Source organism: Streptomyces sp. NPDC048718, assembly GCF_043198875.1.
In the GTDB taxonomy this organism is placed as follows: domain Bacteria; phylum Actinomycetota; class Actinomycetes; order Streptomycetales; family Streptomycetaceae; genus Streptomyces.
The window spans coordinates 121,216-140,738 of the sequence record NZ_JBICVG010000012.1; the positions used below are offsets into that span (position 1 = coordinate 121,216).

17 protein-coding genes are annotated in these 19,523 nt (G+C 72.3%); 10 read left to right on the forward strand and 7 right to left on the reverse strand.

All coding sequences use genetic code 11. From position 1 onward, the window contains the following. Positions 1–196: 196 nt before the first annotated feature. Positions 197–895: an HAD family hydrolase gene (locus ACGFRB_RS22935; RefSeq protein ID WP_363004558.1), complete on the reverse strand. Its 699-nt coding sequence runs from the start codon at positions 893–895 to the stop codon at positions 197–199. A 437-nt stretch (positions 896–1,332) separates the two neighbouring features. Between ACGFRB_RS22935 and ACGFRB_RS22940 the strand changes: the two genes are divergently transcribed. Further along, positions 1,333–1,500, forward strand: a complete 168-nt coding sequence (locus tag ACGFRB_RS22940; protein WP_393245418.1) for a CsbD family protein — start codon at positions 1,333–1,335, stop codon at positions 1,498–1,500. A 154-nt stretch (positions 1,501–1,654) separates the two neighbouring features. Here ACGFRB_RS22940 and ACGFRB_RS22945 read toward each other — a convergent pair whose 3' ends face one another. After that, positions 1,655–3,928 (reverse strand): catalase, encoded by a 2,274-nt coding sequence (locus ACGFRB_RS22945; protein WP_393245420.1) that lies wholly within the window; start codon positions 3,926–3,928, stop codon positions 1,655–1,657. Between the two features lie 623 nt (positions 3,929–4,551). Between ACGFRB_RS22945 and ACGFRB_RS22950 the strand changes: the two genes are divergently transcribed. The 5 genes from ACGFRB_RS22950 to ACGFRB_RS22970 all read left to right on the forward strand — a co-directional run bounded on the left by ACGFRB_RS22950 (position 4,552) and on the right by ACGFRB_RS22970 (position 10,779). After that, positions 4,552–5,082, forward strand: coding sequence for a DUF5753 domain-containing protein (locus ACGFRB_RS22950; RefSeq protein ID WP_393245422.1), 531 nt, complete (start codon positions 4,552–4,554; stop codon positions 5,080–5,082). Positions 5,083–5,197: 115 nt separating this feature from the next. Next, positions 5,198–5,998: a restriction endonuclease gene (locus tag ACGFRB_RS22955; protein WP_393245424.1), complete on the forward strand. Its 801-nt coding sequence runs from the start codon at positions 5,198–5,200 to the stop codon at positions 5,996–5,998. Between the two features lie 611 nt (positions 5,999–6,609). Then, positions 6,610–7,899: a hypothetical protein gene (locus tag ACGFRB_RS22960; protein WP_393245426.1), complete on the forward strand. Its 1,290-nt coding sequence runs from the start codon at positions 6,610–6,612 to the stop codon at positions 7,897–7,899. A gap of 89 nt (positions 7,900–7,988) precedes the next feature. Next, complete coding sequence (locus ACGFRB_RS22965) at positions 7,989–10,154, forward strand: tetratricopeptide repeat protein (protein WP_393245428.1); 2,166 nt, start codon at positions 7,989–7,991, stop codon at positions 10,152–10,154. Positions 10,155–10,287: 133 nt separating this feature from the next. After that, positions 10,288–10,779 carry a flavin reductase family protein gene (locus tag ACGFRB_RS22970; protein WP_393245430.1) on the forward strand — a complete coding sequence of 164 codons (492 nt, stop codon included), beginning with the start codon at positions 10,288–10,290 and terminating at the stop codon, positions 10,777–10,779. Positions 10,780–10,797: 18 nt separating this feature from the next. Here ACGFRB_RS22970 and ACGFRB_RS22975 read toward each other — a convergent pair whose 3' ends face one another. Next, positions 10,798–11,772: a BTAD domain-containing putative transcriptional regulator gene (locus ACGFRB_RS22975; protein ID WP_393245432.1), complete on the reverse strand. Its 975-nt coding sequence runs from the start codon at positions 11,770–11,772 to the stop codon at positions 10,798–10,800. 598 nt (positions 11,773–12,370) lie between these two features. Here ACGFRB_RS22975 and ACGFRB_RS22980 point away from each other — a divergent pair. Continuing rightward, a complete protein-coding gene (locus tag ACGFRB_RS22980) occupies positions 12,371–12,976 on the forward strand; it encodes a DinB family protein (RefSeq protein WP_393245434.1) in 606 nt (201 codons plus the stop codon). Positions 12,977–13,144: 168 nt separating this feature from the next. Here ACGFRB_RS22980 and ACGFRB_RS22985 read toward each other — a convergent pair whose 3' ends face one another. The 3 genes from ACGFRB_RS22985 to ACGFRB_RS22995 all read right to left on the reverse strand — a co-directional run bounded on the left by ACGFRB_RS22985 (position 13,145) and on the right by ACGFRB_RS22995 (position 15,744). Continuing rightward, entirely contained in the window at positions 13,145–14,176 is a 1,032-nt protein-coding gene (locus tag ACGFRB_RS22985) for a sugar kinase (RefSeq protein ID WP_363004586.1), read from the reverse strand. Then, on the reverse strand, positions 14,169–14,858 hold the full coding sequence (locus ACGFRB_RS22990) for a bifunctional 4-hydroxy-2-oxoglutarate aldolase/2-dehydro-3-deoxy-phosphogluconate aldolase (RefSeq protein WP_393245436.1): 690 nt from the start codon (positions 14,856–14,858) through the stop codon (positions 14,169–14,171). Before ACGFRB_RS22990 ends, ACGFRB_RS22985 begins: the two co-directional genes overlap by 8 nt. Before the next feature lie 136 nt (positions 14,859–14,994). Next, positions 14,995–15,744, reverse strand: a complete 750-nt coding sequence (locus ACGFRB_RS22995) for a GntR family transcriptional regulator (protein ID WP_393245438.1) — start codon at positions 15,742–15,744, stop codon at positions 14,995–14,997. Between the two features lie 37 nt (positions 15,745–15,781). Between ACGFRB_RS22995 and ACGFRB_RS23000 the strand changes: the two genes are divergently transcribed. From ACGFRB_RS23000 to ACGFRB_RS23010, 3 genes are all read left to right on the forward strand, one after another. Further along, the gene (locus tag ACGFRB_RS23000) at positions 15,782–16,084 is read left to right on the forward strand and encodes a hypothetical protein (protein ID WP_393245440.1); all 303 of its coding nucleotides are present in this window, start codon (positions 15,782–15,784) and stop codon (positions 16,082–16,084) included. Beyond that, positions 16,081–16,524, forward strand: a complete 444-nt coding sequence (locus ACGFRB_RS23005; RefSeq protein WP_393245442.1) for an MFS transporter — start codon at positions 16,081–16,083, stop codon at positions 16,522–16,524. The genes ACGFRB_RS23000 and ACGFRB_RS23005 overlap by 4 nt, the downstream gene beginning before the upstream one ends. Positions 16,525–16,613: 89 nt before the next feature. Next, positions 16,614–17,972 carry a hypothetical protein gene (locus tag ACGFRB_RS23010; protein ID WP_393245443.1) on the forward strand — a complete coding sequence of 453 codons (1,359 nt, stop codon included), beginning with the start codon at positions 16,614–16,616 and terminating at the stop codon, positions 17,970–17,972. Here the strand turns inward: ACGFRB_RS23010 and guaD are convergent. Further along, on the reverse strand, positions 17,942–19,411 hold the full coding sequence (gene guaD, locus ACGFRB_RS23015; RefSeq protein ID WP_393245445.1) for a guanine deaminase: 1,470 nt from the start codon (positions 19,409–19,411) through the stop codon (positions 17,942–17,944). The two genes, ACGFRB_RS23010 and guaD, sit on opposite strands and share 31 nt — an antisense overlap. Positions 19,412–19,523 lie beyond the last annotated feature (112 nt).

Sequence of the window (19,523 nt, forward strand, 5' to 3'; positions counted from 1 at the left end):
TCGGCGCTGCCCACCGCCCGTACCCACCCGAATGGCGGTACAACGCCGCCGGATCGAACCCGCGGAACTCCGGCCGGTGCGGCGGAGCCGGTGGCCGTACGGACGGCCTCGGCGGACGTTTTTACGCGGGCCCGGTCGCCGGGCCGCGGGTGGCGGCCGAGGTGCCGCCACCGTCCCGCCGCTGTGGCCGAGGGGGTCAGTCCGGCGGCCGGGACAGAGGACTGGCGTCGATGCCGCGCAACAGTGCCGCGGGGTCCTCGTAGACCGCGACCGCCCCGGCCTCTTCCAGCTCACCGCGGCACCGCCCGCCGGTGAGCAGGCCGATGCAGGGCAGCCCCGCGCGGCCGGCGGCCTTCACGTCCCAGATGGTGTCACCGACGAAGACGGCGCGCGCGGGGTCGGTGCCCACGGCCGCCAAGGCGCTTTCGACGAGGTCGGGCGCGGGCTTGGTGGCGTCCACGTCGCCGCCCGAGGTGGCGGCCGCGATCACGTCGTCCACCCCCAGACGTTCCCGCACCACGGCCACCTCCGCCTCGCTCGCCGAGCTGGCCAACACCACCGTCCAGCCGCGGGCGGCCACCGCGCGCACCAGATTCCGGGCCTCCTCGAAGGGGCGCAGGACATCGAACCAGGCCGCGTAGAGGGCGCTGTGCGCGTCGGCGATCGCGCTGTCGTCATCGTGTCGGCGGTGTTCGCCGAGGACGGCGTCGAGGAGCCGGTCGGCGCCCATGCCGATCGCGCCGTGGAGGCGCGCCATCGGGACCTCGTGGCCGTGCTGCCGCAGGGCCTGCCACCAGGTGAGCGTGTGCAGGTACGTGGTGTCGACCAGGGTTCCGTCGAGATCGAACAGCGCGGCGGCGCCGCCCGGTCCGGGCTCGTCCGTACGTGGTGTCATCGTGTCCCTCCTTGGGGTCCCGTCTCGGTTGGGGGCGTCCGGCGCGCGGTCGGGACTGCCCGCCCGGGGCCGGGCCGGCCTCGACGCGGCGGCCGAGGACGTCGAACGGGCGGGCGGCCGTGCGTCGGCCGTGCCGGTGGTCACCCTCTCTCCGCCTCCACCTGGGACGGCGGCACCGCCATGTCCCCCAGGGAGTGTGCGTCTGGTGTCGGTGGCTTCCTTGGTGCGGCTGCCCGAGGCAAGGACGGGAAAACGTGCGGATGACGGGCGGCCGGTCACCCGGCCGGGCTACGAAGGCGGCCGATCACCCAGCGGCGGCGCACGGCGCGTCGGGGGCGCGTCGTTCTGCGGTTGCCCGCACTGGTGCCGGGCCCCAGGGTGGGTTCCGGAAGGCCCGCGTCCGCGCGGGCGTCACACGACAGCAGGGAGATCCGGACATGGGCAAGGCCAAGGGCAAGGCGAAGCAGGCCAAGGGCGCGATGAAGGAAACCGTGGGCAAGGCCTCCGGCGACACGGGGACAGAGGTCCGCGGCCATGTGGAGAAGCTGGCGGGCAAGGCCGAGGAGGCGGCGGCGGACGCCAAGCGAAAGTCGGGCGGCCGCTGACGCGCACGTGCCCCATCCCTTGCGCTGCCGCCGGCCCGGCGGCAGCGGAAGGGCTCGGTAGCCGGGAGCTGAGGCCGGCCATGCCCCTGAGCGGCATCAGGCGGAGGTCCGGCCGTCCGACCGGTCCCCACCGCGCCGCTCGGCGCTTGATTCTTTATCGGACGGTGGCCGGGAAGCGGCCCCAGACGCGGTGCCGACGGAGCAGTTCCAGGGTCTGTTCGAGGATGGCGGTGGGGTCGTCGCCGGTGAGGACGCCCGGTGCGTCGCCCGGTACCCGGGCAGCCTTCAGGACCGTGGCCGCCCCGCCCCAGCCGCCGAGGGGCTTGCCGTGCCGGAACGCCTCGGCGACCAGCAGGGTCACCCGTGGGTCGACGGCCGGGTCCGGCGCGATCCCCGCCTTGGCGTCGCGGGCGCCGTGACCGTCGGCCGCCGGGGCGGGGGCCCCGGCCAGCAGGAGGGCGTCGAACTCGGTGGAGCGGGCGGTGGCGAAGGTGCGCTGGACGGTGAGGGGACTGTCGTCCGGGCCGAGGGTTCCGCCGCGGGGCGCGATCACCAGCGGCGTCAGGCCCGCGTCGAGGATGCTCCGGCGCACTTCCCGTACGGCGGCGAGACCCGTCTCGGGGCCGGTGACGATGCCGATGATCCGGCCGTCCGGCGGCCACTCCCCGCCGATCTGGGAGAGAGCCGGGCTCGGCGCGGGTGCCTCGCCGGGCGGGACGGTGGGCGCGGGGGCGGGTAGCCCGAGCCCGTCGGCGACCTCCCGGCACAGGACGGGGTCGATGTCGGCCAGGACGCCCAGGGCGCGTTCCTTGATGGCCTGCTCGTAGCACTTGCCGAGTTCGAAGGTGTAGGCGGCGATGATGTGCTCGCGCTCCACCGGGGTCATGCTGTGCCAGAACAGCCGGGGCTGGCTGAAGTGATCGGCGAAGGAGGCGGGGGCTTCGCGGACCTTGCGGGACGGCGGGAGCTCATGGGGGGACTCGATGAAGGCGCCGGTGCCGGCCGTGGCGGGGAAGGGGCAGCCGCCGTCGAGAGAGTTCGGCCGGTAGGGGGCCACCCCGCGGTGCACGGCGCTCTGGTGCGCGCCGTCGCGGAGCATGTCGTTGACGGGGGCGTGGGGTCGGTTGACCGGCAGCTGCGCGAAGTTCGGTCCGCCCAGCCGGGTGATCTGAGTGTCCAGATACGAGAAGAGCCGCCCGGCCAGGAGGGGATCGTCGGTGATGTCGATGCCGGGGACGAGATGCCCCACGTGGAAGGCGACCTGTTCCGTCTCGGCGAAGAAATTCGACGGATTGGCCGTGAGCGTCAGCAGTCCGACGGGCCGCACGGGCGCGAGTTCCTCCGGGACGAACTTCGTGGGGTCCAGGAGATCGATGCCCTCGAAGGTCTGCTCCGGGGTGTCGGGGAAGGCCTGGATCCCCAGCTCCCACTGCGGGAAGGCGCCCGCCTCGATCGCGTCGGCGAGATCGCGCCGGTGAAAGTCAGGATCGACACCCCCGATGAGCTGTGCCTCCTCCCACACCAGGGAATGGACCCCGAGCAGCGGCTTCCAGTGGAACTTCACCAGCGTCGTCGCACCCTCGGCGTCGATCAGACGGAAGGTGTGGACACCGAAGCCCTCCATCATGCGAAAGGAGCGGGGGATGCCGCGGTCGGACATGTTCCACAGAGTGTGGTGGGTGGCCTCGGTGTGCAGGGTGACGAAGTCCCAGAAGGTGTCGTGGGCGCTCTGGGCCTGCGGGATCTCCCGGTCCGGGTGGGGCTTGCCGGCGTGGATGATGTCGGGGAACTTGATCGCGTCCTGGATGAAGAACACGGGCATGTTGTTGCCGACCAGATCGAACACACCCTGCTCGGTGTAGAACTTCGTGGCGAACCCGCGGGTGTCCCGTACGGTGTCCGCCGATCCCCGCGAGCCGAGCACTGTGGAGAACCGCACGAAGACGGGCGTCTCCACCTCCCCGGCCAGGAACGCCGCCTTGGTGAGGCGGGCGGCGGTGCCGTAGCTCTGGAAGACACCATGCGCGGCCGAGCCACGGGCGTGCACCACCCGCTCCGGGATCCGCTCGTGGTCGAAGTGCATCACCTTCTCCCGCAGATGATGATCCTGGAGCAGCACCGGCCCCCGCGGGCCGGCCTTGAGCGAATGATCGGTGTCGGGGAGCCGTACACCCTGCGCCGTGGTCAGATACGCGCCCTGCTGGGCCACCGCCTCCTGGCCGCCGTCCGTCCGCGCCCCGGTCGGCGACACCGGCTCCGGGCCGGACTGGTCGGCCTTCGGCGGCAGCGGGCCCTCCGGCTCGACCGGCTCCGCGACCGCGGGCGAGCGGACGGCCGGCTTGCCCGGCACACCCCCGTCGGGGCCCTCCCGGCCACGCAGCGCGGTCGCGATCTTGTCGGCCGCGGCCTTCAACGGCTTCTCACCCATGGGGGGGACCACCTTCACAGTCGGACGTACGCGGACGGGCGGACTACTCCTGCCGGGGCGGGAGGACCGGCGGGCACGTACAGACCTGCGGCGCTTCTCACCGCCCGGAAGCACCGGTACCCGTTCCTCCGGCTCCGACGGGCCGACTCCGGCACCCGGCACAGCGACTTCACCCGGGTGAGGGCTCCTCGCGGTCCGGCCGTCCACCCTGCTCTTCTCTTCCCCGCCTGTTGTCTCGGACCGCCGGACACGGCGCCTTGAGCGCGTCGCGACGAAGCCGTGACCGAACCATCTCGATGGACGGAGCACTCGGGTTTCCCGCGCTCGCGGCCTTCGTGTCGGCCGGGCGGCGATGCTGCCGGCGTGCCGCGCCAGCCCGTTGACCGGAGGCCGGCGGGCCGTCTTGAACGGGCGGATCGGCTGAGCCTGGCCGCCGAGGAGGCGGTCGACGACGACATCGGCCACGAGGACCTTCGGGTCCTGCTCCTCGAGAGCGACCAACTCCAGGACAGCCGTCACCGTCCGCTGGAACAATCTCGTACATGGCGACAGCACCGAGTTCGGCCGACGGCGACTGGGACGACCTTCTCCGACAAGGAACCGGCCCAGTGCAGGAGTCCTTCTTGGACCTTGCCAGGAAGACTCGGCACTACGTCGGCTACTCGCCGGACATCGTGTGGGGCAACTTGCAGACACCCCAGTACGCCGAAGCCATGCTGCGCCTGGTCGTCGACTTCCACGGAATTCCGGACGATGTCCAGGCCGGAGCGGCGGCCCGGACAGCCCGAGCCCAGTTCATCGGGCAGGAGGGCCGCACTTACCACGTCCTGCTCGGGTACCAGGCCCTGCTGACGAACATCGGCGGCCCCGAAGTGATGCGTGCTCAGCTGCACAGGCTGGCCGAGGCGCTCTCTCTGCCCGGCCTCACCCTCGGGATCATTCCGGCCAGGGCCCGGCTGCGGGTCTACCCGGGCGACGGGTTCTCGATCTTCGACGACCGCAGAGTGGAAGTCGAAGGCTTCCGGGGAGGCGAGACCATCACCGACCCCGACCGCCTTTCTCTCTTCCGTAAGGCATTCGACCGCCTCCAACCGTCCGCGCTCTACGGCGGTGCCGCGCGCGAGCTCATCGAGATCGCGCTCAGTGGAACCTGACAGCCGGAGCACAGGGAACCGAAGAAGACGTCCCCGCCCCCCGCTGCGAGAGCGAGAGCACGCGGTTCGTCTCCCAGCCGCGTTCAGGGCGCACGATCAGGAACTGGAGAGCGGAATGACGCCGCAGGGCAACGACACCACGGAGCCGGACCGCGACCGGTTCGGAGTCGTCCTGGCTATCGCCGTACTCGCCACGGCCACAGCTGTGTGGCAGGGGGTGACCTGGGCTTGGGCGAATCCGCTTGCTGCCGTGGTCACGTTGGTCTGTGCCGGTCTGCTGATATTCGCCTTGCGCTGGGTGCTGGTCCGCACGGGCTTCGGCCGCCCGCTACGCCGCTTCGTTTCTCCGTTGTGGGCCTTGGGCCGCACCGGAATCACCACTCGCGTCGTCCTCGCCCGTACCTCGGCCACCGACGCGATCACCGGCTGGCTCGCCGAATGGGCGAACCGGCCGTTGCGCCCTGTGCCGCCGTCCGAGCCGGCCGCGTCGTACGCGTTTCGGCCGGTCGGTTACACCCTTGAGGTGTTCGACGGATCGTCACCCATGCGGTTCGAGGAGATGTGCCGCGAGCTTCTCGAGCGGGATGGCTTCACCGATGCGGTGCGCGTGGGCGGCGCTGGTGACCTCGGGGCGGACGTGATGGCTCGCGACACCGTCGGGCGACGGGTCGTGGTGCAGTGCAAGAGGTACGCGAAGCCGGTCGGCTCCCGGGAGGTGCAGACCTTCAATGGCACCGCCCGGCCGGAGCACAGGGCAGCCGTCCCGGTCATGGTCGGCCTGAACGGTTTCACCGCACCTGCCATCGCCTTCGCGGAGAGGCACGGGCTCCACCTGGTCGACCGCGAGCGCCTCGCCCGTTGGGGGGCCGGCAACGACCTGTACGACGTCCTGGGGATCGAGCAAGCCGCGAACTGAACCCTCAAGCGCCCACGGCTCACTCTTCCGGACCAGGCCGGCTGCGCGCCGAGCTGCGTAGCTGCGTAGCCCTCAACCACGGGAACGCTGTGGAGGCCGCCTTTCTCGATGACGAGAAGGCGGCCTTTCGTGTTTTCCGGGGGTGTGGTGATCGCGCGGCCGCGCGAGCCGGTCCGAACGGCCGGCCGTCTGCTCGGCTCCGCCGAGAACACGGTCGATGGCGGCGGCAGCCGACGGCGGAGCAACCGGAGCGTTCCGGCGGCGGCCGGCCCCTCCCGGACAGCACGGCCACGGCGGGAGCACATGGCTCGTGAGCCTTTGGCGGGGATCTGGGACGGCTTTGGCCCGGCTCGGAAGGATGACCGATGGCCAACAGGCCATGTGTCACCAGCCACCAGAGAGGGGTTCTGTCATGAAGAAGATCCAGATCCGCAAGGCCGGCCCGGTTCGTCTGACCTCTTCGGCCTGTTCGACGTACCCGGCCGCCAACTGAGTACAGCGCACCTGAAGTGCCGTTCCGGGTTCCGGTGGTGGGCGGTTGTCCGCCACCGGAACCCGGGCGTGCACGGGCGTCGTGCGCGGTACCGGACCATGCAGATGAAGGAGCCGCGATGGCGGATCAGGAACTTCGCGACGGTACCGTGCGGCCGGACGCCTCGGACGCCTCGGACGCCTCGCAGATCTCGGACGCCGCCGCGGCGTGCGACCTCGACAGCCCGCTGACGCTTCACCGTCTCGTGTATCTGGAGGAGAACGGCGAGGTCACGATCGGCCGACCGGACATCGAGTCCTTCGCCATCCTCCCGCCGGACGGTGCCGCACTGGTGCGCCGCCTCCAGGAGGGCGCGACCCCGCGGCAGGCCGCCGACTGGTACGCGGCCGAGTACGGCGAACCCATCGACGTCGCCGACATCGTCGAGGCGCTGTACGAACTGGACTTCGTGAGGTCCGAGCCCGGCCCCGCCCCGCAGACCCTACGGCCGGTGCGCTGGCAACGGCTCGGGCAGGCACTGTTCTCACCGGTCGCGTGGCTCTGTTACGGCGCGGTGGTGGCCTGGGCGACGGTGCTGATGGTGCGCAGCCCCGACCTGCTGCCCAGCCCCCGGGCCATGGTGTTCAGCGACTACTACTCACTGATCATGGTGGTGATGACGGTCGCCGCCGCACCGCTCATCGCGATCCACGAGATCTACCACGCGCTGGCCGGCCGCCGCCTCGGCATCGGGTCGCGCACCCGGATGTCGTACCGCTTCTACTTCCTGGTGGTCGAGACCTCCCTGGACGGCCTGGTCGTGGTGGAGCGCCGAAAACGCTATCTGCCGATCCTGGCCGGAATGATCGTCGATGTGGTCCTGGTCGGTGTGCTGATCATCGTCGCGGACTTCACCCGGGGGCCCGACGGCGTCGGCCTGGCCGGACGGGTCTGCCTGGCGGTGGCCTTCGCCGCGGTGATCCGTGTGCTGTGGCAGTTCTTCTTCTACCTGCGCACCGACATCTACGTGCTGATCAGCACGGCCCTCGGCTGCGTGGACCTGCACACCACGGCCACCCGGATGATCCGTAACCGGTGCAACCGGCTGCTGGGGCGCCCGGACCGGCTGCTGGACGAGTCCGAGTGGCATCCGGCGGACCGGCGGGCGGCGCGCTGGTACTCCTGGCTCATCCCGGTCGGCTACACGCTCAGCCTGAGCACCTTCCTGCTCGGCCTGGGGCCGGTCTTCTTCGACATGATCGGCGCCGTCCTCGGCCGCTTCACGGCCGACCGGCCGAACGGGGTCATGCTCGTCGACGGCACGGTCTTCCTGCTGCTGACCTTCCTCCAGATCGGCATCGCCCTCTGGCTCGCCGCCCGCGACCGGCTCCGCGGGCGCCGCGAGCGGACCCGGCACGTCATCGCCTGACGCCGGCGCCCGCCGCGCGCCTCCTCGCCCGCACCGGCGGGGGCCGCAGCCGTCCCCACCCCCGAAGGCCCTCAGTGAAAGGAAGAAACGTGAGCGGTCACTACTGGATCTCCGCCCCACACTCCCGCCGACGGGAGCAGCTGCGGGACGCCCTCGGTCTGCCCGGTCCGTCGCTCACCGCGGACGCGCACCGCCGGCTGCGCGGTCCGTACACGGCCGCCGGGACGCTGCTGCGCGAGATCGCGCCGGAGATCCTGAGGGCCAGGCCCGAGCTCGCGGACCGGCACTACATCGAACTCCAGCAGAGCACCCACGAGTTGACCCCGCTGGTGCCGCCTCTGGTCCGGGGGATTCAGGAGCAGTCCTCGGCCGGCGAGATCAGCCGGTACCCGGCGCGACTGCACTCGCTGCGGGTGGCGCACGGGCTCGTGGAGTTCCTGCTCGCGGCGCTGCCCGATGCGAAGGGCGTGCCCCGCACCCTGGTCGTGACGAACGTCGAGCACGCCGACGTCACCGACCAGGAGTTCCTGGCGGTGGCGCTGCGCCGGATACCGGCGCAGCTGCTGACGATCGTGGTCTGCTCGGGCCCGGAGCCGCTGCGGGAGCAGCCGGGCGAGGTGTCGGTCTCGCTGCCGGACGCGCTGGCGACGTACGCGACCTCCGTCACCGGACCGGCGGAGACGGGGGCGGGGGCGGAGGCAGGGGCGGAGCCGGAGCGGGACGGCGCCCCGTCGGCCGTGGCCGAGGACCCCGCGGAGATACGTCGCGCGGCCCGCGCGTACGTGGACGGCGACTGTGTGGGCGACGAACCGGGCCCGGCCGCCGCCTACGCGGCGCTCACGCCCTCCGAGCGGGCCGCCCTGCACGAGCGCAGGGCCGGGGAACTGACCGAGCGGGTCGAGGCGGGTGAGACCTCGCTGCGCCTGGGAGCGCTGCCGTACCACCTGCTGCGGGGCACGGACCCCGTCGGCGCCGGGGTGGCGGCGGCGCGCCGGGCCCTGGACCACTGCAAGTACCTGGGCTTCTACCACATCTCGGCCGAGATCAGCGAGGCCGCGAGGGCCCTGCTCACCGCCGAGGAACACCCCGACACCTGGTGGTACTTCATCCGCGAGGCCAGCGCCTGCCTGGCGGCGGGCGGCCGGCCGGACGAGTCGGCGGCCCTCCAGCACGAGGCCCGTACCCGCACCCTGAGCGCGACCCACCACATGAAGCTTGCCTATGAGACCGGGATGCTCTACGCCCGCCACTACCCGCCGGAGCGGCGTGACGAGAGCCTGGCGCGTGCCTGGGTCAACCAGGCCATCAGCATCTCCGACCTGCTGCCGGACCCCGACGAGCGGGCCTTCTTCTCGGTGTTCAACCGCAACGGCCTGGCGCTGGTCGAGGTCCGGGCGGGGCGGCCGGACGAGGCGCTGCGGCTGCTGGACGAGGGGATCGAGCGGCTGGACCGGGAGCTGGGCCTCGGCAAGCGCAGCTGGCACCGGACCGGTCTGCGCTACAACCGGGCCCAGGTGAACACGATGAGCGGGCGGCTGACGGAAGCGCTCGAGGACTACGCCGAGATCCTGGCGGCCGACGAGGGCTTCTCCGACCACTACTTCAACCGGGGCGTCATCCTGCGCAAGCTGGGCCGCGCCCAGGAGGCGGTCGACGAGTTCACCAGGACGCTGAGCCTGGAGCCGCCGTTCCCCGAGGCGTTCTACAACCGGGGTGACGCGCGGCTGGAGTTGGGGGACGCCAAGGGGGCGCTGGCGGACTTCGATCGCGCGCTGGAACTCGACCCCGGCCATCCGGAGGCGTCGCTCGGACGGGCCGGCATCCTGGCCGACCTCGGCGACACCGCGGCGGCGCTGGAGAGCGTCACCGGGGGGCTCGCGCAGCACCCGCAGCACCCGTATCTGCTGTCGCTGCGCGGGCGGTTGCTGGCGGAGGAGGGAGACGTCTCCGCGGCCCGGGAGGCGCTGGAGGCCGCGCTGCGCAACGATCCGGAACTCGCCGAGGCGTGGGCAGTGCGCGCCGAACTAGCCTACTTGGACGGTGACTTGGACCTCTCCGTGGCCGACTTCGACCGGGCCGTGGAGCTCGCGGACCGCGCGGACTTCCGGTTCAACCGCGGTGTGGTCCACGAGGCGGCCGGCCGCTACGGCGAGGCCGCGGCGGACTTCGAGGTGGCCCTGGCCGCCACCGGTGACCCCGACGCCCAAAGCCACCTGGACAGTTGCCTGCGGGCCGCCGGGCGGGCCCGTGCGTAGGGTGGCGGAGGGTCCCGCTCCGGCCGGCGGGCGGCCGTCGGCCGGAGCGCCTGTGCCGACCGGTGCGCCTGTGCCGACCGGTGCGCCCGTGACGGGTGTCCGGTCCGTCATGGGCGGCGGGTGCCCGTCCGGCGTGCCGGCCGAACCGGGCGTGCTCGTCGAGCGGTTCACCGAGGCCATGGCCCGGCTGGTGACCGGAGTGGCGGTGGCGACCGCGCGACGTTCGGACGGCCGCCCCATCGGCATGCTGGTGTCCTCGCTGTGCTCCTACAGCGTGCGGCCGCCGTCCGTCCTGATGGCCGTCGCCGACGGCTCCCGGACCGGCCGGGAGCTGAGCGCCCGGCCGGGCATGGGCTTCGGGGTGCACCTGCTGGGTGCGGACGACGAGGCGCTCGCCCGGGTGTTCGCGGGCGGCGCGGACGACAAGTTCGCGGACGTCCTGTGGGAGTGGGAAGGCGATGTGCCGCGCCTGCTCGGCGTGTCGGGGTATCTGCGCTGCCGGGTCGGCGCGGCCTTCCCCCACGGCGATCACACCGCACTGGTGGGCGAGGTGTCCTCCTGTGCGCCGGGCGAGGGTCAGCCCCTGGTCTACTACGGGCGCCGTCTGGACTGGCGGCTGCGCTGAGGGGCGGAATGGCGTACGTCAACGGGGCAAGAGGCGTTCCCGCTCGGCGTTCAGCATCGAACGGCAGTACTCGTGCCCGGCGTTGAGCGGCGGCCGTACCCGCAACACCGCCTGCTGCGCCGCCTTGAGGGCGGATCCCGGCTCGATGCCACCGGCCGCCACCACCGTCCGCCGGGCCTCGGCGTAGACCTCCAGGGCCTCGGTCTGGCGGCCGGTGGCGGTCAGCGCGAGCATCAACTGCTCATGGAAGGTCTCCCGCAAGGGATAGCGGGCGCACAGCTCCCGGAGCTCGCCGGTGACCTCCCGGGCGCGGCCCCGGCAGATGTCCGCGCCGATCCGGTCCTGTATCACCGCCAGTTGCTCCTCGGCGAGCCGGTCGCCGTAGAAGCCGGGCAGGTCCGCGTGGGTGAGATCGCCCAGGGGTGTGCCGCGCGAGAGCGTCAGAGCGCGCCGGAAGGCGTGGTCGGCGGCCTGACAGTCACCGGCGGCGAGCCGGCTGCGGCCCAGGGCCGCCTGCTCGCGGAACTCGTCCAGATCGAGTTCCCCGGGCCCCACGCGCAGCAGATAACCCGATCCCACCGTCGGCAGCAGCGGGTGGTGGCGGGCATCCAGTCCGTCGCGGCTGTGGCCGGGGTCCAGGATCCGGCGCAGGCCCGACACGTACATCTGGAGCGCCGCCAGCGCCGAACGGGGCGGCCGGCCGTTCCACAGGTCCTCGATCAGTACGTCGGTGGAGGACTGTTGGTTGGCCCGCAGTAACAACAGGGCCAGTAACGCACGGGACTTGAGCGCCGTGGGTGTGCAGGGACGTCCTTCGAGCCGCAACTCCAGCGGCCCCAGGACCAGATAACGAGGTTTGCTCTCAGCCGCCTCGGCGCCCGTGTGCTCCCTGGATTCCGGGGGAGTGCCGGGGTGCAGTCCCGCACCACCCTCCGCGCCGCCCGCCACCGTGGTTCTCGCGCGCTGGAACGCCACCGCCGTCGACTCCCCCATCACTGTGACTTGTGCGCAGGATGTGTGTGAACTGCGCCTAATGTGGGGGCTTTGTCGTGGACGGGCAAGGTTCGAATCGAGCCATCCTGGGCCGCGGAGGACCCGGGCCTCGCGGGGCCGCGACCGAAGAGGCGACGGGGCCGCCCGCTCGCCCTCACCCCGCGCCCGTGGGCAGAGCCGGAGGGGTGGAGGAGGAGCGCGGCCGGGAAGACGGACCGGGCGCTGACACCGCCCCGCCCCGGCGAGCCGTTCCGGGACGGCCCCCTGATGGCGCGGGGTGTCGCCGCCCCCGTCCGTCCCCGGCGTCGCTTCCGCCCGGCCGGCCGGGGCCGGACCCGGGGTATACGGCGACGCCCCGCCCGCATGGGCGTGCGCCGGCCCGTCCACCGTCACGAGGGGGCGCCGGGAACCGCGCGTACGAACACCGCCACGTGGGGGCCTTGGAGTCGCTCGTCGGCCAACGACGGGAATGCCGCCGCGACTTCGCGATCTTCACCGTTTGCGACGGAGACGATGGCCGGACCTCGGTGCTGTCGGTCGTCGCGGGCCATGCAGGGGATCTTGAGGCACTGAGCAACCCATGGCAGGCTCCTGCCGCATGATCGATGAATTCGCGAAGGACAACCTGCACGGGAGACTGCGGCGGGACCGTGAGGCGCTGCTCTGGAAACTCGACGGCTTGTCCGAATACGACGCACGCCGGCCTTTGACGGCGACCGGGACCAACCTCCTGGGCCTGGTCAAGCATGTGGCCACCGTCGAGGCCAGGTACTTCGGCGAGGTCTTCGGCCGCCCTTCCCCGCAGCCGCTGCCCCGGTGGCAGGACTCCGACGGGAGCGATCAGTGGGCGGCCGAGGACGAGACTCGCGAGCAGATCGTCGGGTTCTACCGGCGCACGTGGGAACACGCGGATGCCACGATCGACGAGCTTCCCCTCGACGCCCCCGGCCATGTGCCGTGGTGGCCGGAGCCGTTTTCTCGCACCAACTTGTTCGCCGTCATGATCCATGTCCTCGGCGAGTCCATGCGGCATGCCGGGCACGCCGACATCCTGCGCGAGGGCCTCGACGGCCGGACCGGGCTGCGGCCCGAGCAGGAGACGCGGATCGACGAGGAGGCCCGCGCGGCCCACCGCGCGAAGATCGAGCGGGCCGCGAGGGCCGCCGCACTCGTCAAGGCCGAGAGGTCGCCTCACACGATGTGAAGCGATGACCGCCGGCCGGGCCGCTCGGTCGTGGCGGCAGGGCCGGCGCGAGACCGCCGCCTCCGCCCTTCCAGGGGGAGATCATCAAGGCCTTCGGAGGGGCCGCGCTCGGGGCGCCGCGTTCGTCCTGCGCGCCCCGCTCCTCGCCCCCGGCTCGACGCTCCCCGCTCAGCGCGCCACGTTCTCCGTGACCGTCAACAGCGACAGCTCCTCGCGGGTCGGCAGGCCCTCCCAGTCGCCAGGGACCGTGCAGGCGAACGCGCCGGTCGCGATGGCCGTACGCAGTCGCTCCTTCAGCGGCTTCGCGGCGAGGAGTTCGGCCAGATAGCCGGCGACGAACGCGTCGCCCGCGCCGACCGTGTCCACGGCGTCCACCCGGATCGCGGGCAGGGCGAGACGTTCTCCGTCGGCGACCGCCGCGCAGCCGTCGGAACCCAGCTTGACCACGGCCTGCGACGGGCCGAGGGCGCACAGCGCGGCGGCCGTGTCCAGCGGGTCGTCGTGCGCGCCGACGAAGAGTTCGGCCTCCTCGGTGCCCGCGAAGACCACGTCGGCGGCCCGCACCAGGTCGGCGAGGCCCTTCGCCGCCTCGGCCGGACTCCACAGCTTCGTACGGAGATTGACGTCGAAGGAGACCGTCATCCCCCGCTCGCGCGCCGCCCGCACGGCCGTGCGCACCGCGTCCGCGGCGGTCGCGGAGAGCGCCGGGGTGATGCCGGTGACATGCAGCAGGGTGGCACCGTCGAGGGCGTTCGCGGTCACGTCGGCGGGGGAGAGGCGGGAGCCCGCGCTTCCCGCCCGGTAGTACCAGACGCCCGCGGTCCGCGAGGTGCGCCGCTCCTTGACCATCAGCCCGGTCGGTGCCGAGTCGTCCACCGTGGCGCGTACGTCGAGGTCCTCGGCCCGCAGCGCGCGTATGACGGACCGTCCGAACGGGTCGTCGCCGACCCGCCCGATCCAGGTGGCCGCCACGCCGAGCCGTCGCAGCCCGATCGCCACGTTGCTCTCCGCGCCGCCCACCGAGAGCGACATGCCGGGCACATGGGCGAGGGCGCCCACCCGGTCCGGGGAGAGCAGCGCCATCGTCTCGCCGAGGGTGACGACCCGCGGCGCCACTTCCCTCACCATCGCTTCCTTCACCACCGAGTCGCTCGCCACCGCGACCTCGCGCACAGCCGCCGCGATGTCCCGCTCAGCCACCGGAGACCTCCCGTGCCGCCTCGGACACGCTCCGCACCACACTGCGGGCACGCTCGCGCAGCTCGCCGAGGTCGCCGCCCTTGAGCGCGTCGCCCAGTAGCGGGCCGCCCATGGAGACGGCGGGGCAGCCGACGCGGATCCAGTCGCCGCAGGAGGCACGGTCCACACCGCCGGACGGGATCACCGGCATCGCCGGGAACGGCCCGTGCAGATCCTTCACATAGGCCGGGCGGACCGCCGAGGCCGGGAACAGCTTCACCGCGCTCGCCCCCGAGGCCCAGCCGGTGCGCAGCTCGGTCGGCGTGAGCCCGCCCGGCACGATCGGCACGCCGCGCGCCACGGCCGCGCGGATCAGCTCGGGATCGGTGTGCGGGGTGACGATGTACCGGGCGCCCGCCTCGATCACGGCGTCGAGATCGAAGACGGACAGTACGGTGCCCGCGCCGACCTCGACGTCCGGGCCGAGGGCCTCGGCGAGTTCGGCGATCGCGGCCACACCGCCGGCGGTGGTGAGCGTCACTTCCAGGCTGCGGATGCCCTCCTCGGCCAGGACCTCGGCGGCCGGACGCAGATACCGGGTGTCCGCCGCGCGCAGCACGGCGATCACCCGGGTCTCCAGGAGGATCGGGCTCAGCGGCCGGGGCTCGGGCCGGGAGGGGTCGGCTGTGACGGCCGTGCGCATGGGCTGCTCCTTCGTGGTGGAGGTGAAGAGGGGGCGGACGGGGCGGACGGGGCGGGCGGGGCGGGTGTGACCCGGCCCGGCGCCGGGGCACGTGCGCGGTGCGGAGTATGTGCCCGGCGCGGAGTACGCGCGCGGTTCAGCGTGCCGTCGGCCGCTTACGGGGTTCGCGGCGGGGCCGGGGCGGGGCGTCCGAGTCGGCGAACAGCTCCGGGTGCTGGGTACGTACGGTCTCGACGTCCGCGAAGACCTGCCGCAGATGACCGCGCAGCGCGGTGTCCGCGGCCGCCGCGTTCCGGCTCTCGATCGCGTCCACGACGTCGGTGTGCTGCCGGATCAGCAGCGCGAGCTGGTCTTCGAGCGGCAGCGACAGCCGGCGGGCCCGGTCCAGGTGGGCCTTGGCGTGCTGGACGACCGACCAGGCCTCGCGGTGTCCGCCGGTGGCCATCAGGCGGGCGTGGAACTCCTCGTCGAGACGGAAGAAGGCCTCCGGGTCCGCGCGCCGCTCGGCGTCGGTCTGCGCGGCGAGCAGGGTCCGCAGCTCCAGCAGATCCCGTTCGCCGGCCCGTTCGACGCCGTCCCGCAGGGAGGTCAGTTCCAGCGCCTCGCGGACGAACTGGGCGGAGGCGATGTCCCGTTCCCGAATCCGGGAGACGAACGTACCAAGCTGCGGATAGACGTCGACCAGGCCCTCCTCGGCGAGCAGGATCAGCGACTCGCGTACCGGGGTGCGGCTGACCCCGAGTTCGGCCGCCAACTCGTTCTCCGACAGCGGTGTGCCGGGCGGAAGTTCCAGTTCCACGATCCGTGCGCGCAGCAGCTCGTGGACGAGTTGCCGTGCGTTTCCTCCCCGCGCCCGCGCGGCGTGCAGTCCTGAGGACGAGGTCATCGTCGACCTTTCCGACACTTGACGATCTCTGACGTACTTGTATGGTAGCCGACGCGCCGGGGTCACGGCGGCATTCGGCACGTGTTCGCGTACGGTCGGCGCCTCGGTCGTCGGCACCGTCGCCCAGTACTACGACTTCTTCATCTACGGCACCGCCTCGGCCCTGGCCTTCAACGGCCGGCTTCGTCCAGCTCGGCTCGCCCGCCGCCTCCTCATCCCGACCGGCCTGTTCGCCCTGCTGACCACCCGGCTCTCCGAGGAGGCGTTCCTCTCCTGGGGCTGGCCTGTGCCCTTCCTGCTCTCCATCTTCGTGGCGCCATCGGCCTGTTCGTCCGGATGAAGGTCGACGAGTCGGAGACCTTCAAGGCCGCCAAGGAGCCCCGGGAGAAGGAGACCGCGCCGCTCAAGGGCCTGGCCCGCGACCACAAGCGGGAGCTGTTCGGCGGCCTGTGCACCAAGTTCGTCGAGGCCGCGGTCTTCCCCTTCTACACGATCTTCCTGGTCGCCTACGGCACCGAGCACGCCATCGACAAGGACATGATCCTCAACGCCGTGATGATCGCCATCGCCTGTGAGCTGGTCGCCATTCCGCTGCTCGGCCGTCTCGCCGACAAGGTCGGCCGCCGCCCGGTCTACCTGACCGCCGCACTGCTCAATCTCGTCCTGGTCGTCCCCGCCTTCAAGGCGATCGAGACCGGCGACATGGCCGTGATCGTCGCCCTGCTGGTCGCCGGTCTCGCTCTGGGACACGCCGGCACCTACGCGCCGCAGGCGTCCTAAAGGGCTACTGGCGTGCGGCCGACGGCGGCCTCGACACCACCGCCCCGCCGGTCGCCGCCGATCTCGCCGGGCGGCCCGATCCGGCCAGCGTGGTCGGCCAGTTGGCGTTCGGCCTGCGCGCCCGGCGGGCCCTCGACGCCCCGCTGTCGGTGGTGTGCTGCGACAACATGGCCGACAACGGGCGGGTCCTGGAGCGGCTGGTCCGCGAGTTCGTGCAGGCCTCCGGCCGGCCGGACGTCGACCGGCTCCTCGACTGGATCGCGACTCGCGTCGCCTTCCCGTCCACCGTCGTCGACCGCATCGTCCCCGCCACGACCGGCGCCGACCGCGACGCTGCGAGCGCGGTGCTCGGGGTACGCGACGAAGGCGCGGTGGTGGGCGAGCCGTTCACCCAGTGGGTTCTCCAGGACACCTTCGCGACGGACCGCCCCCGCTGGGAGGACACGGGCGCGCTCTTCGTGCCGGACGTCGCCCCGTACCAGATGATGAAGCTCCGCCTGCTCAACGGAGCGCACACGCTGCTGAGTTGTCTCGGTCTCGCGGACGGCTGGGAGACCGTCGCCGACGCCCTGGCCGCCCCGTGGGGCGAACCGGTGCTGCGCGCCCACGCCGCCGAGGTGGCCGGCACCCTGCCCGCCGGGCTCGATACCGGTGCCTACGTGGACAGCCTGGTGACCCGCTTCGCCAACCCGGCCATGCGGCACCTGCTCCGTCAGGTCGCCACCGACGGGTCGTTCAAGGTCGCCGAGCGGTGGCTGCCCCCGCTGCGCGGACTCCGCGCGGCCGGCCACCCGGCGTTGATGCTCACCGGCGCGCTCGCCGCCTGGGTCCGTCACACCCGCGACGGGGACCTGGACGACCCGATGGCCGACCGGATCCGCGCGGCGTGGGCCGGGGGGAGGACCCGCGTCCTCGGCGCGCGGACTGCTCGTTCTCCTCGGCGCACCGGACCTCGCCGAGGACGCCGAATGCGTCGCGGCGATCGTCGAACGGGTCGCGGCCCTGGACGAGGGCGGGCCTTCCGCGTTGCTTTAGGGAGCGCGGCGCTGAGGGGCGCGGGTACGCATGCCGGCGCCCCCGGCGCCCCGGAGTGTGAGGGCGCAGGGCGGAGGCCGTCTTCTCGTATACGAGGGACGGCCTTTCGCGCGGTGGGCCGGTGTGGGCGCGTCGGGGCCGTACACCGGGGCCGTACGTTTGGACCGTACGCCCGGGCCCGTGCGGGCCGTACGTCCGAGCCCGCCCCGCACGCCCGGAGCGGTCCGAGCCCGCCCCGCACGCCCGGAGCGGTCCGAGCCCGCCCCGCACGCCCGGAGCGGTCCGAGCCCGCCCCGCACGCCCGGACCGGTCCGGGCGTGTCACCCCGGCGGGACCGACCCGCCTTCCTCACCGGGGCGCGATGCGGATCGGGTGGCCGATGTCATGGTCGTGTGGGCTCGCCGAGGATGTAGGTCTGCCGGACGGCGCGGTCGTCGCCGAGGGTGGCGAGGGCGAAGAGCCGTTCCTGGAAGGTCCGGGCCGCCTCGGTGCGGCGCTTGAGGGTGGGGGTGGCGGCCCAGTCGAGGACGACGAAGTCGGCTTCGCGGCCGGTGCGGAAGCTGCCGATGTGCCGGTCGAGATGGAGCGCCCGGGCGCCGCCGAGGGTGGCCAGGTAGAAGGCGCGCAGTGCGGTGAGGGTCTTGCGGTCCTTCTCCGCGAGGTGCTCGGGATAGGTGTTGGCCATGGCGACGACCTTGTAGGCCTCGTTCATGGTCTGGAGCATCGAGTAGCTGGTGCCGCCGCCCACGTCGGTGCCGAGCGCCACACGGACCCGGGCCAGGCCGGCGCGGTCCAGGTCGAACAGGCCGCTGCCGAGGAAGAGGTTGGACGTCGGGTTGAAGGCGACACCGGCGCGGGAGTCCGCGAGCAGATTGCGGTCGGCATCGTCGATCCATACGGAGTGGCCCCACACGTTGCGGGGGCCGACGAGCCCGCACTTGTCGTAGACGTCCAGGTAGGAGCGGGGATCCAGGTCCTGGAACTTCTCCTTCACCCGCTGCACCTCGTCGAGGTTCTCGGCGAGGTGCGACTGCACCCACAGCGGCTGATCGGTGTGTCTGGCCTCCTGGTAGAGGTCGCCGGCCATGCGCAGCGCCGCCAGGGTGGAGGTCAGGGCGAATCGAGGGGAGACGGCGTAGCGCAGCCGGCCGGTGTGGTGCCACTCCTTGATGAGTCTGCGGCATTCCTCCTCGGCCTCCGCCACGCCGCGGTCGAGGTACTCCTCGGGCACCGTGCCACCGTTGTCGTCGTCCATCAGCAACTTGCCGGAGATCATGCGCAGTCGGCGCAGGTGCGCCTCGGCGAAGAAGGCGTCGGTGGCCTGTGGATGCGTGGTGGGGAAGACGCATGCCGTGGTGGTTCCGGACTCCAGGAGCCGGTCGAAGAAGAAGGAGACGGCGGCGCGGGCGTAGTCGGGATCGGCGAACTTCATCTCCGCCGGGTACATGTAGTCGCGCAGCCACGGCAGGAGTTGTCCGCCGGGACTGGCGATGGCGTCCACCTGTCCGCTGTGGATGTGCGGATCGACGAAGCCCGGCACGATCAGGCAGCCGCGGTGGTCGACCGTGTGACCGTGGTCGATGAACTCCCGGGGACACTCCGGGAAGCGCCCGGCCCAGACCACGACACCGTCGCGTACGACGAGTGCGCCGGGGTCGTGGAGGCGGTAGGCGTCCGGGTCGTCCTCGCCTTCGTGACCGGGCACCCAGGGGTCGCGGGTGAAGTGCAGGACGGTCCCGAGGAACACCTTCGTCCGCCGCCGGTGGGTCGTGGCCGTCTCGTGCGGGGCTTCGCCGTCGCCCGACGAGGGCTCCGCACCGTCCGGCCCGCTCTCCTGTTCTTCTCTCTCCATGCCTGTTGTCTCGGACCGCCGGGCACGGCGACTTGAGTCCGTCACGGCGAAGCCGTGACCGAACCATCCCAATGGACCACTGGGGCCCACGCGGCCCCGTCCCTCGGGCCGG

Coding starts and splice junctions, on each gene's coding strand:
- ACGFRB_RS22945 (WP_393245420.1), bottom strand. CDS start 3,928: ATGGGTGAGAAGCCGTTGAAGGCCGCGGCCGACAAGATCGCGACCGCG.
- ACGFRB_RS22995 (WP_393245438.1), bottom strand. CDS start 15,744: ATGACCTCGTCCTCAGGACTGCACGCCGCGCGGGCGCGGGGAGGAAAC.
- ACGFRB_RS22940 (WP_393245418.1), top strand. CDS start 1,333: ATGGGCAAGGCCAAGGGCAAGGCGAAGCAGGCCAAGGGCGCGATGAAG.
- ACGFRB_RS22935 (WP_363004558.1), bottom strand. CDS start 895: ATGACACCACGTACGGACGAGCCCGGACCGGGCGGCGCCGCCGCGCTG.
- ACGFRB_RS23005 (WP_393245442.1), top strand. CDS start 16,081: ATGAAGGTCGACGAGTCGGAGACCTTCAAGGCCGCCAAGGAGCCCCGG.
- ACGFRB_RS22990 (WP_393245436.1), bottom strand. CDS start 14,858: ATGCGCACGGCCGTCACAGCCGACCCCTCCCGGCCCGAGCCCCGGCCG.
- ACGFRB_RS22955 (WP_393245424.1), top strand. CDS start 5,198: ATGACGCCGCAGGGCAACGACACCACGGAGCCGGACCGCGACCGGTTC.
- ACGFRB_RS22980 (WP_393245434.1), top strand. CDS start 12,371: ATGATCGATGAATTCGCGAAGGACAACCTGCACGGGAGACTGCGGCGG.
- ACGFRB_RS22975 (WP_393245432.1), bottom strand. CDS start 11,772: ATGGGGGAGTCGACGGCGGTGGCGTTCCAGCGCGCGAGAACCACGGTG.
- ACGFRB_RS22960 (WP_393245426.1), top strand. CDS start 6,610: ATGGCGGATCAGGAACTTCGCGACGGTACCGTGCGGCCGGACGCCTCG.
- guaD (WP_393245445.1), bottom strand. CDS start 19,411: ATGGAGAGAGAAGAACAGGAGAGCGGGCCGGACGGTGCGGAGCCCTCG.